This window comes from Paenimyroides ummariense, from assembly GCF_900115115.1.
GTDB lineage: Bacteria > Bacteroidota > Bacteroidia > Flavobacteriales > Flavobacteriaceae > Flavobacterium > Flavobacterium ummariense.
Genome location: NZ_FOVI01000031.1, coordinates 1 through 16,676, shown reverse-complemented (window position 1 = coordinate 16,676; position 16,676 = coordinate 1). Strand labels below are relative to the sequence as shown.

Annotated in this window: 14 protein-coding genes and 1 rRNA gene; 7 read left to right on the top strand and 8 right to left on the bottom strand. The window is 34.6% G+C overall.

Features of this window, described 5'->3' with window-relative positions; translation table 11 throughout:
- Positions 1–30: 30 nt before the first annotated feature.
- A complete protein-coding gene (locus tag BM253_RS15105; protein ID WP_091525977.1) occupies positions 31–1,839 on the bottom strand; it encodes a T9SS type A sorting domain-containing protein in 1,809 nt (602 codons plus the stop codon).
- Positions 1,840–1,967: 128 nt separating this feature from the next.
- Here BM253_RS15105 and BM253_RS15100 point away from each other — a divergent pair, with 128 nt between their 5' ends.
- Both BM253_RS15100 and BM253_RS15095 read left to right on the top strand, forming a co-directional pair.
- Entirely contained in the window at positions 1,968–3,389 is a 1,422-nt protein-coding gene (locus tag BM253_RS15100; protein WP_091525974.1) for an L-serine ammonia-lyase, read from the top strand.
- Positions 3,390–3,401: 12 nt separating this feature from the next.
- Entirely contained in the window at positions 3,402–4,601 is a 1,200-nt protein-coding gene (locus BM253_RS15095; protein WP_091525973.1) for an SH3 domain-containing protein, read from the top strand.
- A gap of 43 nt (positions 4,602–4,644) precedes the next feature.
- Here BM253_RS15095 and BM253_RS15090 read toward each other — a convergent pair whose 3' ends face one another.
- The 4 genes from BM253_RS15090 to BM253_RS15075 form a co-directional block, all read right to left on the bottom strand.
- Positions 4,645–5,760: a thioredoxin-like domain-containing protein gene (locus BM253_RS15090; RefSeq protein WP_091525971.1), complete on the bottom strand. Its 1,116-nt coding sequence runs from the start codon at positions 5,758–5,760 to the stop codon at positions 4,645–4,647.
- Between the two features lie 15 nt (positions 5,761–5,775).
- The gene (locus BM253_RS15085) at positions 5,776–6,186 is read right to left on the bottom strand and encodes a hypothetical protein (RefSeq protein WP_091525969.1); all 411 of its coding nucleotides are present in this window, start codon (positions 6,184–6,186) and stop codon (positions 5,776–5,778) included.
- Positions 6,187–6,259: 73 nt separating this feature from the next.
- Complete coding sequence (locus BM253_RS15080; protein WP_091525967.1) at positions 6,260–7,117, bottom strand: helix-turn-helix domain-containing protein; 858 nt, start codon at positions 7,115–7,117, stop codon at positions 6,260–6,262.
- A gap of 111 nt (positions 7,118–7,228) precedes the next feature.
- Complete coding sequence (locus tag BM253_RS15075) at positions 7,229–7,972, bottom strand: hypothetical protein (protein WP_091525965.1); 744 nt, start codon at positions 7,970–7,972, stop codon at positions 7,229–7,231.
- Between the two features lie 211 nt (positions 7,973–8,183).
- On the opposite strand from BM253_RS15075, the gene panB reads away from it, so the two are divergent.
- The 4 genes from panB (at position 8,184) to BM253_RS15055 (ending at position 11,502) form a co-directional block, all read left to right on the top strand.
- A complete protein-coding gene (panB, locus tag BM253_RS15070) occupies positions 8,184–9,002 on the top strand; it encodes a 3-methyl-2-oxobutanoate hydroxymethyltransferase (RefSeq protein WP_091525963.1) in 819 nt (272 codons plus the stop codon).
- A gap of 144 nt (positions 9,003–9,146) precedes the next feature.
- Positions 9,147–9,842, top strand: coding sequence for an RluA family pseudouridine synthase (locus BM253_RS15065; RefSeq protein ID WP_091525961.1), 696 nt, complete (start codon positions 9,147–9,149; stop codon positions 9,840–9,842).
- Positions 9,843–9,866: 24 nt separating this feature from the next.
- Complete coding sequence (gene ypfJ / locus BM253_RS15060) at positions 9,867–10,733, top strand: KPN_02809 family neutral zinc metallopeptidase (protein WP_091525959.1); 867 nt, start codon at positions 9,867–9,869, stop codon at positions 10,731–10,733.
- Between the two features lie 55 nt (positions 10,734–10,788).
- Positions 10,789–11,502 (top strand): hypothetical protein, encoded by a 714-nt coding sequence (locus BM253_RS15055; RefSeq protein WP_091525957.1) that lies wholly within the window; start codon positions 10,789–10,791, stop codon positions 11,500–11,502.
- Here the strand turns inward: BM253_RS15055 and BM253_RS15050 are convergent.
- Both BM253_RS15050 and BM253_RS15045 read right to left on the bottom strand, forming a co-directional pair.
- Positions 11,499–13,037 (bottom strand): YifB family Mg chelatase-like AAA ATPase, encoded by a 1,539-nt coding sequence (locus BM253_RS15050; protein WP_091525955.1) that lies wholly within the window; start codon positions 13,035–13,037, stop codon positions 11,499–11,501. The genes BM253_RS15055 and BM253_RS15050 overlap by 4 nt on opposite strands.
- 141 nt (positions 13,038–13,178) lie before the next feature.
- A complete protein-coding gene (locus BM253_RS15045) occupies positions 13,179–14,774 on the bottom strand; it encodes an ABC transporter substrate-binding protein (protein WP_091526000.1) in 1,596 nt (531 codons plus the stop codon).
- 95 nt (positions 14,775–14,869) lie between these two features.
- Here BM253_RS15045 and mtaB point away from each other — a divergent pair, with 95 nt between their 5' ends.
- Positions 14,870–16,198 carry a tRNA (N(6)-L-threonylcarbamoyladenosine(37)-C(2))-methylthiotransferase MtaB gene (gene mtaB / locus BM253_RS15040; protein ID WP_091525953.1) on the top strand — a complete coding sequence of 443 codons (1,329 nt, stop codon included), beginning with the start codon at positions 14,870–14,872 and terminating at the stop codon, positions 16,196–16,198.
- A 386-nt stretch (positions 16,199–16,584) separates the two neighbouring features.
- Here the strand turns inward: mtaB and rrf are convergent.
- A 5S ribosomal RNA gene (rrf, locus tag BM253_RS15035) occupies positions 16,585–16,676 on the bottom strand; the annotation flags it as partial.

The window sequence follows — 16,676 nt, the reverse complement described above, 5'->3', positions numbered from 1 at the left end:
ATATTTATTTATGACAAACTGACACAATTATTACTTAATAATTATTTTATGTGACTTAATAATTTCATCATTACGATAAAACGAAATAGCATAAACACCTGCTGCAACGTTTATTGAGACCTCATTTTTTTGTTGGGCTATTTTACCTTCATAAATTTTTCTACCCGATTCATCGAATATTTTGTAAGTGGTTCCAAACAAATACCCGTCAACTTCAATTATAAATTGACCATTAGAAGCATTTGGATAAATAGCAAAACGTAAATTAGGTGCGGTACCAGTACCTGGCTGTTCTATTTCATCTTCATTAATTTCAGCATTTGAAACCAAAATAACAAAACCTTCAACTTGCTTATTTTCATCCTTTTTGAACAGTGCGTTATACTCAGGTATTTCCATTTCATTAATATATGCTCTTGCTCCATTTTCACCAACAGCGTCATTATAGATTCCATTAGTTACAATATAATTTCCTTTTTGATCTAAACCATAGAAAGATGTTGTAGCTTCACTTCGAGCTATATGTAGTTTTTTTAATTCTTTATCATTAAACATAATAATACCTTGCTGAGTATTAACAATACCTTGCTGGCTATTACGAGGTATAAAATCAAGTTCGTCACCATTTTCTAACACAATTTTATTTGTACCACCCATTGTTGCGTATTTCATACCTTCTTTATAGTAAAACTTTTCTATTCTGCCTGCATTTTCTATTGTTTTTATCCATTTTAAATTTCCATTTAAGTCATATTTACCTATAAAAGAAAGAAATGAGTGTCCATTTTGATATTTTGGCGATTCATAAAGCATTTCTTTTCCGTTGATATTTAAATTTTTTTCGCCTAAAAACATAGCACCAATATACAAGTTATCTTTAGTATCAATTAACATACCTCTTGCATCATTAAAATCAGTCTTTTTACCCCAAACATAATTTCCCTCTTTGTCTATTTTTACAATAAATCCAGAGACATCAGGAACGCTGGGAAAAAGATAATCAGATTTTACGGTATATTTTTTTTTAATTGGATCTAAATTGAGTGTCCCTTTAAATTGTCCTGTAAGATAAATGTTGTTATTTTTATCTAAATCAAATTCTAACATCCAAGCAGCTGTATCGGAATCTAAAACAAAATGCTGAAGAACTTTAAAACTTTTAGAATACTTTACATAAAATGCTGTTTCTTGATAATCTACATAATAATTGTTAGATCTGTTTTTTCCATCAAAATTAATACTACCTTTAAAATTACCACTAATATGGTAATTACCTTCTTTGTCAATGATGAATTTTTCAACAAAAATATGATCTAACCCACCATTTTCGATAAATAAAACATTATCGATTCTTTTAAATCTCCCATTTAAGTCATATTGCGCAACAAACAAACTTTGATAATCATCAGAATATATTTTATAATCAGGTTTATCAAAATTTGGGGCTCCAACTCTATCTTCAAATAATTTATTTATAATATAAATAGTGTTTCCTTCTATCTTAACATACAGTGGGTAAAGTAAGTGGTTTCTATCATTAGGTAAAGCTTTTACCCATAATAATTTACAATTTATATCATATTTTACAATACCAAAAGAATGATCTTGTTGTTTAGTAGCAGGGTTGATATAATAATATTCGTTTGATGAATTTATGTCGAAATCGAATCCTTTTTCAAAAGTTCCAACAAAATACAGATTTTTCTCACCGTCAAATTGCCATGAATTTCCATTATGTATAGGTTGTTCATAATTGTCATACCACTCTAAATTAGGTTGCGCAAACAAACCATTAATACAAAAGCAATAAATAAAAATTAAAAGTATCTTTTTTATCATAATTTATAATTTTTACTAATTAAAAATCAATTATTTCTGTGAAATTTAAGAAATTTATTTTATAACAGCAATATTAAAAATAACTTATTGTTATTCCGTATATTCGCTTTATTAATTGTTTGATTTTTATGGAATGTATTTCGGTTTTTGATATGTTAAAAATTGGCGTTGGCCCATCGAGTTCCCACACATTAGGACCTTGGAGAGCCGCCGAACGCTTTATTGCCGAATTAAAAGATTTGAATATTTTTGATAAAACAGAACGTGTTACCGTTGATTTATACGGATCGCTTTCGTTAACCGGAATTGGTCATGCTACCGATTTGGCTGTAATGTTGGGGTTAAGCGGTGCCGATCCTGAATATGTTCCTATTGATGATATTTCTGGAATTATCGATCAAATCAAACAAACAAATATCTTAAATCTGGGAAATGCTGTTCAAATACAGTTTAACCCAAGCGAAAACATTGTTTTCAACAAAAACTTTTTACCTTTTCATGCCAACGGTTTGTCTTTCACGGCATTTTACGAAGGTAAAGAATATGTATCAACCTTCTACTCTATCGGTGGCGGATTCGTTGTAAAAGAAGAATCAGCAGCAAATACAGAAAAAGACGAAATTAAAGCGACTTTCCCTTTTCCTGTTGATAAAGCCGATGAACTTTTGGCATTCTGCAAACAGGAAAATAAATCGATATCAGAATTGGTTTACGAAAACGAATTATCGTTACGGTCTCCTGAAGAAATCGATCATGAATTAATGCGTATCTGGAACACCATGTTAGAGTGTATCTACATTGGCTGCCACACCGAAGGAACACTTCCGGGCGGATTAAATGTTCGCCGACGTGCTTACGATACTTACCAGAAATTAAAAGGCGATTTACCTTATAATAATCCACAAGAATGGCTGCAAACCATTCGTAAAACAAAAGTTTATTTCCGTCAGATTTTAAAATGGGTAAGCTGTTTTGCATTGTCGGTAAACGAAGTTAACGCATCGTTAGGTCGCGTGGTTACAGCACCAACTAACGGAAGCGCAGGCGTAATACCTGCTGTTTTAATGTATTATTTAACCATTGAAAACCACAAAGCGGGCGATAAAGAAATTAAACAGTTTTTAATGGTTGCCGGCGAAATTGGTTCGATCTTTAAAAAAGGAGCGACTATTTCTGCTGCAATGGGCGGTTGTCAGGCAGAAATTGGCGTATCGTCTGCAATGGCTGCTGCGGCATTGTGCGAATTAATGGGCGGAACTCCCGAACAGGTTACCGTTGCTGCCGAAATTGCCATGGAACATCATTTAGGTTTAACGTGCGACCCGATTGGCGGTTTGGTACAGATTCCGTGTATTGAACGCAACACTATGGGAGCTATTAAAGCGATTAACGCTGCCGAACTGGCGTTAGACACAGATCCCAAAAATGTAAAAGTTCCTTTAGATACAGTGGTGAATACTATGTGGCAAACTGCACAAGACATGAACAACAAATACAAAGAAACGTCAGAAGGTGGTTTGGCAATTGCCGTTAATATGGCCGACTGTTAATGCATTTTATCAATGAAAAAAGCACTTTTATTTGTTGTACTTTCAACTAATCAATTCTGGGCGCAACCTAAACATCCTGTTAAACCATTACCTCGTTTGTATGTGGTAACTCCAACCGTTGCATTTAACAACGAAAAAGGATCAAAAGCTGTGGGCATTTTTCTACGTGGTGCATCAATTGATTCTTATGAATTTCTTGAGGATAAATATGTTTATAAAGTTTATACACCGCATACCGAAACCATTTATATTACCGATACTTACAACGTAAAAGACCGTTTAAATGGAAAAGATGATTACGAAAAATCACCGGCTATCATTGTAGAAAACGATGGTTATTACGGATCGCCTCATTTGTTTACAACTGTTGCAAGTCTTAAAATTCGTGAATTACCTAATAGCTCGTCAGCTGCCGTAGGAAATCTATTGAATGGAACACCTGTGCCCATTTATTATTATCCGTACAATACAGAAGCTTGGATTCCGGTGCAGATCGATGATAAAAAAGGATACATCCCTGTGAAATATGTAGGTAAACGACCAGATTTATCCGATTTAAAAAATCAATACAAAAAAGCATCAACTTTAGAAGATCAAAAGAAATTTGCCGAACGTATTTTAGAATTGGGATGGAACAGCAATCCTGAAGAAAACGAAGCGGCTTTGCGTTTGTATGCCGAATTTGCATCAAAAAACAATCAACAAGATGTTGCACAAATTTGTTTACTGCAAGCCGATGTTCTAAAAAATATTCCGAAAGACGATTTTAACCTTCCAATTAAACTACAGAAGCAAAAACAATTTGGCTTTACAATAAACAATGAAATAGAACCTGAAAAAGGATTTAAGAAATCGTTTCTGGAAACAAATTTAGGAAAGATTATAGATCAATACACCAATCTGGATGATTGTGGTTTGGGTGATTATGAAACCAATGTGTTTTTTAATTCGGTGGAATGTATTGGGCACGATGTCAACAAAACCTATCATATACGATCGATGGAAATGATAAATACCAACGGTTTTAAAATTAAAAATACCTATTTAAATAATTCAACAACTCCGTCTGAATTTCTAAAAGCAGGAATGGGATTGATTTCATCTATAAATCCGCTTACCAATTCGTATTACATCAGCAATGATTACATGACGTACGAATTTCAGTTTAAAAATGACCGGCTTTTTAAAGTATCAGCTCATTATTATTGTTAAAATAAAAAAACGTGTTATTAGCTAATAACACGTTTTTTTATAATTACTTCCCAAAATGTTGTTCTAATTTTTGTTGATGGATCAATGCTCCAGACCAACGATCTATTAATTTCCCCGCTTTATCAAACAATAAAAACGTAGGTGTTTTATTTTCTTGGTATTGAACATACGTATCGGTTCTCGTGAAATCTTCTGCGTAAACCAACGCCCAATTATCGGTACTTAACTTTCCGAAATGTTTGTAAGTTTCCGCATCGTTACTTTGTAGCACACTAACAACCTGCAATTTATCAGTGTTTTTATCTGCAAAATTTTTCGTAATAGGAAATGATTGATTACTGCTTGGACAGCTTACAGATGATAAATCTACCAAAACAAAATCTTTTCCTTTTGCAAAATAATCACTTAATTTTTCTGCATTTAAATCTTTATCTAAAACTGTTATGTCAATAAAACTGTCGCCTTTAGTTAAACGTTGGCTTTTTGATGCCAATAAATATTTCTTTCCTATTTCGGTTTGCTTTTGTTCTGCAGTCATTTTATCATATACCGCTTTATAAAAAACTTTGTCAAATGCAGTGGTATTGTATGGTAACAGCGTCCACGTGTAGGCATTATCAAAATTATTTAAAATAAAATCGGCTTCTACATGTTTTAATTCTTTCGTAAGCTTGCTTCCTATTCCATTTTCTCCAACATATTTTTCTTGTACTTCAGGATTTTGCCATTCGGGTGTTTGCTGCAATGCCGTTATTTCATACCTTAAAGTTTCTCCTTTTTTATGTAAAGGCATTTGCAATTCGTTTAGTTTTTCTTTTGCAAAATGGTGTTTAGAACCATTAACCTTTACCTGATAAGGAAAATCTTCTTTAGCTGCTGTAATTTGTAAAGTTTCGTCGGCTACAAACAGTTCCGTAAAATAGGGCTGATTGTTATCTACAATATACATCATGTAACTTTCCGGCGCTTCAGAAACTTCTGCTGTAAGTTCTACTTTTCCTTGTACCAGTATTTTGTAAGCTATTGGTGTTTGTCCGCTAAGTAAATATACTACAGCAGTATCAGAAAAACCAGTAAGGTTTGCCGTTATTTTTATTTCGCCTGCAATGGCTTGTATGGTTGCTGTTAGCATTAAAGCTAAAATTGTCAATCTTTTCATTTTAAGTGTTTTTAATTATAATTGTTTTAATGTCAGGTATTTATTTCGACCAAAAGTTAGATAATATCCCATGATTACTAAAATTGGAATAAACAATAATGATGTGTATTGAAAATCGATCGTTATAAATAGAACAATATGTACTAAAGTGATGAAGGCAATGAAATAAACCGAAATTAGCCAATGTTTAGCGGTGTAATTTTCTACCTTAAAATTAACTACATCGTTTTCTTTTAAATCTACAATGATGTCCTTACTTCCCGCCCAATCAATTTTGGTTGAAACGGTATGCGTACCCGGACTTACATTATATTCTTTTATTTCGCCTTCTGAAATAACACCTATTTGCTCATTATTAATAAAGACTTTATAGTTTCGAATTTTATCTACGTAGCCGCTGCCTCTTTGAATTTTTATTACTGCCATAGTTGTTTAAATTTGTTTCAGCAAAAATAAAACACTCATTAATGAAAAAATTGTAAAATTGAGACACATGACCCTAATCTTCTAAAAAATACCAGTATAAATCTTCATTATCAATTTTTTTTATTTTAGGAAGCAACGTTTTGGGTGTTTCGTTGGTAATACTTTTAAAGTGTTTTATAAAATGCGATTGATCGTAATACATATTATAAAGGGCAACATCGGTTAAATTAGCCAGCTCCTTATGTTTGATGGCATAGTTTAGCGAATTGCGAAACATGACCATTTTTTTATATTCTTCAATTGTGGTAAGGGTGTGTTTTTTAAAGAGACGAAGCAACGTTTTTCTGTTTTTGCCCGTTATTTGTTCTAATTCTGAAATTTTGATCGCTCCGTTTGATTTGATAATCTCCTTAATTGCCTTTTGTAATTCGACTTCTTGAAAAGGTTCAATTATTGACAACAAAGCATTTTCAACGATTTTTAATTTTTGATCGGCTGATAAATCGTCGGTTAGTTGTGACAGTATTTCGTAAAAACTTGGATTCAAAGATACTTCTTGAATTTGCTGCATTGACAATTCATTTAAAGGTTTGCCTATAAAATGATTTATTCCCAGCGGATAAAATACAATACCAATTTTATTAAAAACGCCGTTCATTTCCACATGGCATTTATCCTTTAAATTTATGGTATAAATAACAGTGAGTTTTCCATTATCGTTACTTTCTGTTATAACGGAACTCTTATTTTGAGCACCTAACAAAATCTCATTTCCTTTGTAAATAGTTAAAGCGTGTAGGTAATTAGGATAAAAATAGAACGATTCGGAATGTTGTTCGTTATTCGATGTATGAAAGTAATAGTAAGCAACCAACTTTTTCAGCTGCTCGTTTTGTGGTTTTAGTGTTATTAGTTCAGTTCCTTTTTTCACCTTTTAAAGATACAAAAATCTTACAAAACAACATTTATGATTATTCTTCTACTAGAATAATAAAACAAAAACCGACAGCGAATAAACACTATCGGAAATTTAGTCACTAAATTATTTATTAAACTCGTTGATGCGTTCTGTTTTTTCTCTTTGATGCTCCCAACCCAACTTTTGAAGTTTACTATGTAAATCCATAACGTGGATACGACCAAAAACAACAACAATTTTTTGTGCAGAAGATTTTTCTATTTCATCCAATACATGACGATCTCTAATTCCGTTTAAAATATAATACTCTTTGCTTTCATCTACTTTACTGCATTTATACTTTTTTCCCAACGGAGTAGTGGTATCGCAATCGTTCAATGTTATTTCGCCAAAACGCTTTTCAAATAGTTCGATCATTTGTTCCAAATACAAATCTGCATGATGATCTGTCTTATAATTTACCCCGTAATCTACTTCAGCTTGTGAAACATATTTTGCTTTTTGTAATGATTTAAAAGTTTCATTTTCACTATCCATATAATCCATAAGTGCAAATCCGGTTACCTGACGAAATTTTCTCATCAAAAGATCTAATTTCAAGGAATCTGTAACATTAGTATCAATTGATTCGTAAAACACATGGTAACCATCATTTCGCAAACTGTCTATTTTTTGTTTAGTCATTTTATAAAATTCAGGCTTGTTCACATGAATCATTGGTATGGTTGCTACCTGCCTGCCCTCTTTTTCATAATAACCGATAGCAAAGGATTTATTCGCCATATTGATACCAAACTTTGTTAACGGACCTTGTGCATTTATGGTAAATGATAGAAATAGAAATAATAGTAATATTGTTTGTTTCATAATTATTTTTTGATTTCTCAAAGGTAGTATTTATAAAGGTTATACTAAAACACACTCTGATCTTCATAATAAATCCAATGAAAAACAATCGTATTTTATTAAAGAATTAGATCTGCTTGATTTAAACGAAAAAGCAAGAAATAGTGTCTAATAGCCTTTTTCTTAAACTTTTTATCTAATTTTACCACAACTAAACAACAATTATTACAGTATGTCTGTTGCAAAAAAAGATTACAAGATAGTGACTACCAAGTCGCTTTTTGATATGAAGCAAAACGGAGAAAAAATCTCTATGCTTACCGCTTACGATTATACCATGGCTAAAATTGTAGATTCTGCGGGGGTTGATGTGATATTGGTAGGTGATTCTGCCAGCAATGTAATGGCGGGGCACGAAACTACCTTACCTATAACTTTAGATCAGATGATTTATCATGCATCGTGCGTGGTTCGTGGTGTTGATCGTGCTTTGGTAGTGGTTGATTTACCTTTTGGAACCTATCAGTCTGATTCTAAAAAAGCATTGGAATCTGCCATTCGAGTAATGAAAGAAAGTGGCGCACATGCCTTGAAATTAGAAGGCGGTAAAGAAATTAAAGAAGGAATCAAAAAGATTTTGGGTGCCGGCGTTCCTGTTATGGGGCATTTGGGTTTAACTCCGCAATCAATTTATAAATTCGGAACATACACGGTTAGAGCAAAAGAAGAAGCCGAAGCAGAAAAATTGATCGAAGACGCGAAAATGTTAGAAAAAATCGGCTGTTTTGCTATTGTTTTAGAGAAAATTCCGGCAGCTTTGGCAGAAAGAGTTGCTAAAGAAGTATCGATCCCTATTATTGGAATTGGCGCAGGTGGCGGTGTTGACGGTCAAGTTTTAGTAGTTCATGATATGATTGGAATGACGCATGAATTCAGTCCGAAATTTTTAAGACGATACATGAATCTGTACGAAGACATGACAAAGGCTATCGGTCAGTATGTTGATGATGTAAAATCAAAAGATTTTCCTAATTCAACAGAGCAGTATTAATTACGATAAACCACAGATGCACAGATTTTTTTCTTCAATTTAAAGATTTTTTAAGAACTGATCTGCTAAATAAACTTTATCTAATCAAATGAAAAATCATAGTTTCATCTGTGCATCTGTGGTAAATTATTATTTTCATCACTCATGAAAATCTATTCAACAAAAGAAAATTTACAGGTTTTATACGAAGACAACCATATAATTGTGGTAAATAAACGTGTGGGCGATATTGTTCAGGGCGATGAAACGGGCGATAAACCTTTAAGCGATGTTGTAAAAGAATACATAAAAGATAAGTACAGTAAACCGGGTGCAGTTTTTTTGGGTGTGGTTCATAGGTTAGACAGACCAACATCGGGTATTGTGCTGTTTGCAAAAACATCGAAAGCATTAACCCGACTGAACGATTTGTTTAAAAACCGTGAAACACAGAAAACCTATTGGGCTGTTGTAAAAAATCAGCCGCCAAAAGAAAGCGATACGTTGATTCACTACCTAACTCGAAATCCTAAAAACAACACCTCTAAAGCGCATTTAAAAGAAGTTAAAGACAGCAAACAAGCGGTTTTAGATTATAAGATCATTCAAAAATTAAATTCTTATTTTGCGCTAGAAATCAATCTGCATACAGGTCGTCATCATCAAATTCGTTGTCAGTTATCGGCTATTGGCTGCCCAATAAAAGGTGATTTAAAATATGGTTTCGATCGAAGCAATCCTAATGGCGGAATTCATCTACACGCTCGAAAATTGGTATTGAACCACCCTGTTACCAAAGAAGAATTAAAAATTATTGCTCCTGTTCCTGATGATATTATTTGGAAAAATGTAGAAAAATAGTATATTAGATTAAAAATTTTAGATATGAAATGGGAAAGAAAAACTAGCGGAGGTTTTGAAGACCGTCGCGGTATGTCGGGCGGTGGTAAAGCTATTGTAGGTGGCGGAATCATTGGGGTTGTTGCCTTATTGTTAACCATGTTTGGTGGGGAAACCGGTCAGGTAATCGGCAATATTTTAAACCAAACGCAGGGCACAACACAATCATCGGAACAAGTAAAAACAAGAGAATTATCAGATGAAGAAATAACTTTAGGTCAGTTTTCTGAAGCTAATTTTGTTTATAATAATGAAACTTGGACTCAAATCTTTCAAGAAAACGGTCAAAAGTATCAAGAACCGGGAATGGTTTTGTTTGATGATGGTGTAAATACTTCATGCGGTTCGGCAACATCGGCAGCAGGTCCTTTTTATTGTCCTGCAGATCAAAAAATCTATATGGATTTACGTTTTTTTGAAGAATTACGTACGCGTTTTGGAGCAAAAGGTGGCGATTTTGCTATTGCTTATGTAATTGCACACGAAGTTGGTCATCATATACAAACATTGGTAGGAACCAGTCAAAAAGTTCGTCAGGCACAACAAGGCAAAAGTCAGGCGGCTGCCAACAAATTATCGGTGGCTCAAGAATTGCAGGCAGATTTTTATGCAGGGGTTTGGGCAAGCCGTAACAAAGAAAAGTTGGAAGCCGGTGATATTGATGAAGCAATCAGTGCCGCACAAGCCGTTGGTGATGATGCTATTCAAAGTAAAATGCAGGGGCACGTTCAACCCGAAACGTTTACACACGGAACATCGGCAGAGCGTAAAGCCTGGTTTATGAAAGGATACAACACCGGCGATATCAACCAAGGCGATATTGAAACCATATATAACAGTATTCGCTATTAAAATAACCATCAATTAAGAAAATGCTTCGTACTTTTGCGAGGCATTTTATTTTTATATGAGTTACGAAATCGATCAGCTGAAATTATCAGAACAAATAATTTCTCTTGCCAAAAAAGTATCAGTTACGGCTGGTTTGTATATTTTTCTTACGTTTATCATTGTTTTTATTGTTTACTCTGTTGGTTTGGTTTCGTTAATAGGATCTCCCCAAGAGTTTATAAAACTGTCAAACCAAACAATTGCCGAAGAATTTATCGCCACAAATGCAACCCAAATTATGATCGTAAATACGGTGGCAAGCATTGTACTGCATTATTTTTTAGGTGGAATTTATGGTATGATAAAAAAAGTAAACGTACAGCCTTATGCCGATTTAGGCAGTGCCTTTACAACTATTTTTAGCACACAAGGATTAAAAGCATTGAATGTTATTATTCTTATTCAAATTGTAACCACTGCCCTATCTTATTTTTTAGAACTTGCCGGTTTTAGCTTGGTTGGTTTGGGCATTAGTCTGCTGCTACAGCTTTTAACTTATTTCGCCGTTCCAAGCATTTACATAAGCAATTTCAACATTAGAAAAAGTTTGAATTTCAGCATACAAACGGTCAATCAAAAACCCGGATTTTTATTTGCATTCATTGCATTTACCTATCTATTGTCTTTTGTAGGCATTTTATTTTTCGGAATCGGAATTGTATTAACCTTACCACTAAACTACATTGTTGCGTACAGTTTATACACGCATATAACCCAAGAACAAGCTTAATTGTTTGTCCATAAATCGCGGTCTAAACTTCTATACTGAATAGCCTCGGCAATATGCTGGGGCCTTATTTTATCGGCAGTTTCCAAATCGGCAATTGTACGGGCTACCTTTAAAATTCTGTCGTATGCACGGGCAGATAAATTCAGCTTTTCCATGGCTGTTTGTAGTAGATTTAGTGAAGTTTCATCGAGCTCGCAAAAAATCGAAATCAATTTTGTAGGCATTTGCGCGTTGTAATGAATACCATGATATTCTTTAAATCGCTGTGATTGAATCGATCGTGCTTGGATCACCCTATTTCTAATGGTATCGCTTTTTTCGGCTGTTGATTTATCTGCCAGTTTTTCAAACGGAACAGGATTTACTTCAATATGTAAATCGATACGATCCAATAAAGGTCCCGAAATTTTGTTTAGATACCGATTCATTTCCATAGAAGAAGACTGACTCAATCCTTTATCATTCATAAAATAGCCACTCGGACTTGGATTCATACTTGCCACCAGCATAAAAGACGAAGGATACGAAACCGTGAATTTTGCCCGAGAAATAGTAACTTCTCGATCTTCCAAAGGCTGACGCATTACTTCTAAAACTTCGCGTTTAAATTCTGGTAATTCGTCTAAAAACAACACGCCGTTGTGTGCCAGCGAAATTTCACCCGGTTGCGGATAACTTCCGCCACCAACCAAAGAAACACTCGATGCAGTATGATGCGGCGCACGAAAAGGACGCTTCTTTATCAATCCCACATTTTGAACCTTACCAACAACACTGTGAATTTTTGTTGTTTCTAAAGATTCCTCAACCGTCATTGGTGGCAAAATACTCGGCAACCTTTTAGCTAGCATGGTTTTACCGGATCCGGGTGGACCAATCAGCAGAATATTATGTCCGCCTGCAGCAGCAATTTCCAACGCCCGTTTAATGTTCTCCTGTCCTTTTACTTCGGCAAAATCTAATAAAGAAAAATCGTTGGGTGCATCAAATAAATCTTCGTCTTGAACTTCGACAGGTTTCAGTAGGGTTTTACCCTCAAAATGATTAATCAAATCGGCTATATTATCAACCGCATAAACATTTAATCCGTGAACGATAGCAGCTTCCTGTACATTTTCTTTTGGCAGGAATATTTCGGTAAACCCATCAGCTTTCGCTTGAATTGCTATCGGTAACGCTCCTTTTATGGGCTGCACAGAACCGTCTAACGACAATTCGCCCATAATCATACAATTTGCAAAATCATCTTTCTTTAACTGACCCGAAGCGGCCAAAATACCAATCGTCAAAGGTAAATCGTAAGCAGATCCTTCTTTACGTAAATCGGCGGGTGCCATGTTTATAGTGATTTTTTTACCCGGAAGATTATAGCCAATATTCGCCAACGCCGCAGCAATCCGGTAACTTGATTCTTTCACGGCATTATCGGGCAAACCAACCAAATGGTAGCCAATACCTTTATCAATATTAACTTCGATTGTAATTGTAGTAGCATCGATCCCAAAAACGGCACTACCAAAAACTTTAACCAACATACATAATTTTTTTCTAAACTAAATATATGAATTAAATTGGAAATTTGAAATATGTTGTAAAAGATTATTTGCAACGTTCTTATATAATACAGCTATATAAAAATTGTTAAACTATATTATTAAAAAATTGAATTAACCAGATTAATACTTTTTCACGTACTTTAAATTCAAGCCGTTCATAGCATTTGGCTTTAAATTGTGCACATTTTTCTGCGTAAAACGTGCCACTTTATCGTAAAACAAAATAATTACCGGAACTTCATTTGCAACAATTTGATCCATTTGCTGGTATAATTCGGTACGTTTTTCATCATCAACCGTATTTAATGCCTGCTGGTATAAATTATCGAAAGTTGAATTTTTAAAATGCGTATAATTTGGTCCGTTTGGAGTGAAGTTATTGCTGTAAAATAAAGACAGATAATTTTCTGCATCGGGATAATCTGCAATCCAACTTCCGCGAAAAAAGGACAATTTATTAGTTGCAATTGCCTGACGAAGTGTACTTGGGGGCATTACATCGATCTTGACTTTAATCCCTAATCGTTCCCATTCGCGTTGCAAATATTCGGCAATATCCAAATACGTATTGTTGGTACTTAAAGTAATTTCAATTGGTAATTTTCTGTTTTTTTTGGCTTGATTAATCAGCTCCTTCGCTTTGGTTGGATTATATAGCGGATCTTTCGCAGGCTGAAATCCTGGCAAACCGTTAGGAATCATTCCGTTTACTTTTCCATCGCCCATACCGTTTCGCAGATAAGCAACCAATTTTGTTCGATCGAAACCATGATTCAATGCCTGACGAATTCGAATATCGCTCATTAACGGATCATTCATATTAAAACCTAAATATTCGGTATTCAAATACGGTCCGGTAAGCATTTTTATTTTGTCTTGATATTTCTCTTGAAGTTTCCCGTTAGGTTGCAATAATTCATCTTTATACGAAGGATCCAACCCCGAAATCATATCAATTTTTCCTTGAATAAACTGCATAAAACCACTTTGTTTATCGGGCAAAAACGTAATGGCGATGCTTTCTAAATAAGGCAATCTTTTTCCCGATGCATCTTTTTCGTGATAATTATGATTTTTTCTTAAAACCAATTTTACATTTTCTTCCCAAATTTTAAATTGAAAAGGTCCAGTTCCAATAGGATTCGATCTAAAATCAATCGATTTATCTTCGGTAATTTCCTTTGGAACAACCGACGCGTATTTCATTGAAAGCAGACTTAAAAAAGCAGGAAACGGATTTTTTAGATTGATCTTAAAAACTGAATCATTTACCGCTTTGTAACTATTCACATGTTGAAAAACCCATGTCCCGGCCGATGCCAATTCTTCGCTCAAAACTCTGTTAAAACTGTATTCAAAATCGTAAGCAGTGACCAATCTGGTGCTGTCTTTTCCAAAATTCTTATGCTTGTGAAAATAAACATCGTTACGCAAGGTAAATTCATACTGCAAACCATCGCTAGAAATACTCCAACTTTTTGCAATATCGGGTGCAACGTGAAGTGAATCATCTAACTGAACCAAACCGTTAAACAACTGTGTACAAGGCCAAATGATTGCCATGTTTCGCGCAAAAGCAGGATCTAACGTTTGAATGTTTGCACTTTCGTTGTATCTAAACACGTCGTTATCAGTAAAAACGCTCTCTTTTTTACCGCAACTAACTAAAAATAAAACACTTGTAAATAAAAGTAGGTAACCAAGCTGATATTTCATCAAACCAAAATTTGTTCGTAAATTTGCCAATTGCCAACCGCAGTTATGCAGTTAGTAAAGATAAATGAATTTTTACACTACTTGTAGTTATGATCATGGAAAACAGAAAAAAAGTAGCGTTTTATACCTTGGGATGCAAACTGAATTTTTCAGAAACATCTACTATTGCCCGCAGTTTTAACGATGAAGGATTTGATCGTGTTGATTTTGAGGAAACTGCAGATATTTATGTGATTAACACTTGTTCAGTTACCGAAAATGCCGACAAACAATTTAAACAGATTGTAAAAAAGGCATTAAAAAATAACGATAAGGCTTTTGTTGCTGCTGTGGGTTGTTATGCCCAATTAAAACCTGAAGAATTGGCTGCTGTTGACGGCGTTGATTTGGTTTTGGGTGCTACCGAAAAGTTTAAAATTACCGATTATATAAACGATCTTTCTAAAAACGATATGGGCGAAATTCATTCTTGCGAGATTGAAGAAGCCGATTTTTATGTAGGAAGTTATTCTATTGGCGACAGAACCCGAGCGTTTTTAAAGGTTCAAGACGGTTGCGATTATAAATGTACCTATTGCACCATTCCATTGGCGCGTGGAATTTCTCGTTCTGATACCATGGAAAACGTAATGAAAAATGCAAAGGAAATTTCTGAAAAAGGTATTAAAGAAATTGTACTTACCGGTGTAAATGTTGGTGATTATGGTAAGGGTGAATTTGGAAACAAAAAGCACGAACACACTTTTTTTGAATTGGTTCAGGCTTTAGATACAGTAGAAGGAATTGAGCGTTTGCGAATTTCGTCTATCGAACCTAATCTTTTGAAGAATGAAACGATTGAATTTGTGTCAAAAAGTAAAACCTTTGTACCGCATTTTCATATTCCGTTGCAATCAGGATCGAACACTATTTTAAAGAAAATGAAACGCCGTTATTTGCGTGAATTGTATGCAGAACGAGTTGCTAAAATTCGAGAAGTAATGCCAAATGCCTGTATTGGTGTTGATGTTATTGTTGGATTTCCCGGTGAAACCGACGAATTGTTTTTAGAAACATATAATTTTTTAAGTGATTTAGATATTTCGTATTTACACGTTTTTACCTATTCTGAACGTGATAATACCGAAGCTGTTGATTTTGATGGAGTTGTTTCTGCAAATGTGAGATCTAAACGTAGTAAAATGTTACGTGGATTGTCGGTAAAAAAACGTCGAGCTTTTTATGAAAAAGAATTAAACACAAATCATACGGTTTTGTTTGAAAGCGAAAATAAAGAAGGATACATTCACGGATTCACCGAAAATTACGTAAAAGTAAAAACTCCTTGGAATCCTGAATTAGTAAACACCCTTCACGACATTACCCTAACAAAAATAGATGAAGACGGATTGGTTCGATTTAATTTTGTTGAAGAATTGGTTTAAATATTAACTCCTGCATTTTGTAGGAGTTTTTTTTATGGCTAATTTGGGCAATCCCTTCCGCTACCGCTACAGGTCGGGCTGTCGCGAGTCGCTTTTTGTTGCACTCTGCTTTGTGCCGAAGGGCAACAAAAGAGCTCCAACAATCGCTCTATCCCTATTGCGTGGTGATTGGTGTTAGATGTTAGATGCCGGGGGCTGGGTGCTTGGATGCTGAATCCTAAAAAATCCGTGCCAATCAGTGCAATCAGTGGTTAAACCTATTAAAAACAAAAAGTCCTCTACTTTTCAGTAAAGGACTTTCAAAAAAAGGCGGCGGATCGACCGTAGGGACACGCCACACCTATAACAAAAAAAGAGGATTACTATTTTAGTAATCCTCTCTCAAAAAAAGGCGGCGACATACTCTCCCACATTAAGATGCAGTACCATCTGCGCAATCGGGCTTAACTTCTCTGTTCGGAATGGGAAGAGGTGAGCC

Coding starts and splice junctions, on each gene's coding strand:
- BM253_RS15105 (WP_091525977.1), bottom strand. CDS start 1,839: ATGATAAAAAAGATACTTTTAATTTTTATTTATTGCTTTTGTATTAAT.
- BM253_RS15100 (WP_091525974.1), top strand. CDS start 1,968: ATGGAATGTATTTCGGTTTTTGATATGTTAAAAATTGGCGTTGGCCCA.
- BM253_RS15095 (WP_091525973.1), top strand. CDS start 3,402: ATGAAAAAAGCACTTTTATTTGTTGTACTTTCAACTAATCAATTCTGG.
- BM253_RS15090 (WP_091525971.1), bottom strand. CDS start 5,760: ATGAAAAGATTGACAATTTTAGCTTTAATGCTAACAGCAACCATACAA.
- BM253_RS15085 (WP_091525969.1), bottom strand. CDS start 6,186: ATGGCAGTAATAAAAATTCAAAGAGGCAGCGGCTACGTAGATAAAATT.
- BM253_RS15075 (WP_091525965.1), bottom strand. CDS start 7,972: ATGAAACAAACAATATTACTATTATTTCTATTTCTATCATTTACCATA.
- panB (WP_091525963.1), top strand. CDS start 8,184: ATGTCTGTTGCAAAAAAAGATTACAAGATAGTGACTACCAAGTCGCTT.
- BM253_RS15065 (WP_091525961.1), top strand. CDS start 9,147: ATGAAAATCTATTCAACAAAAGAAAATTTACAGGTTTTATACGAAGAC.
- ypfJ (WP_091525959.1), top strand. CDS start 9,867: ATGAAATGGGAAAGAAAAACTAGCGGAGGTTTTGAAGACCGTCGCGGT.
- BM253_RS15055 (WP_091525957.1), top strand. CDS start 10,789: ATGAGTTACGAAATCGATCAGCTGAAATTATCAGAACAAATAATTTCT.
- BM253_RS15050 (WP_091525955.1), bottom strand. CDS start 13,037: ATGTTGGTTAAAGTTTTTGGTAGTGCCGTTTTTGGGATCGATGCTACT.
- BM253_RS15045 (WP_091526000.1), bottom strand. CDS start 14,774: ATGAAATATCAGCTTGGTTACCTACTTTTATTTACAAGTGTTTTATTT.
- mtaB (WP_091525953.1), top strand. CDS start 14,870: ATGGAAAACAGAAAAAAAGTAGCGTTTTATACCTTGGGATGCAAACTG.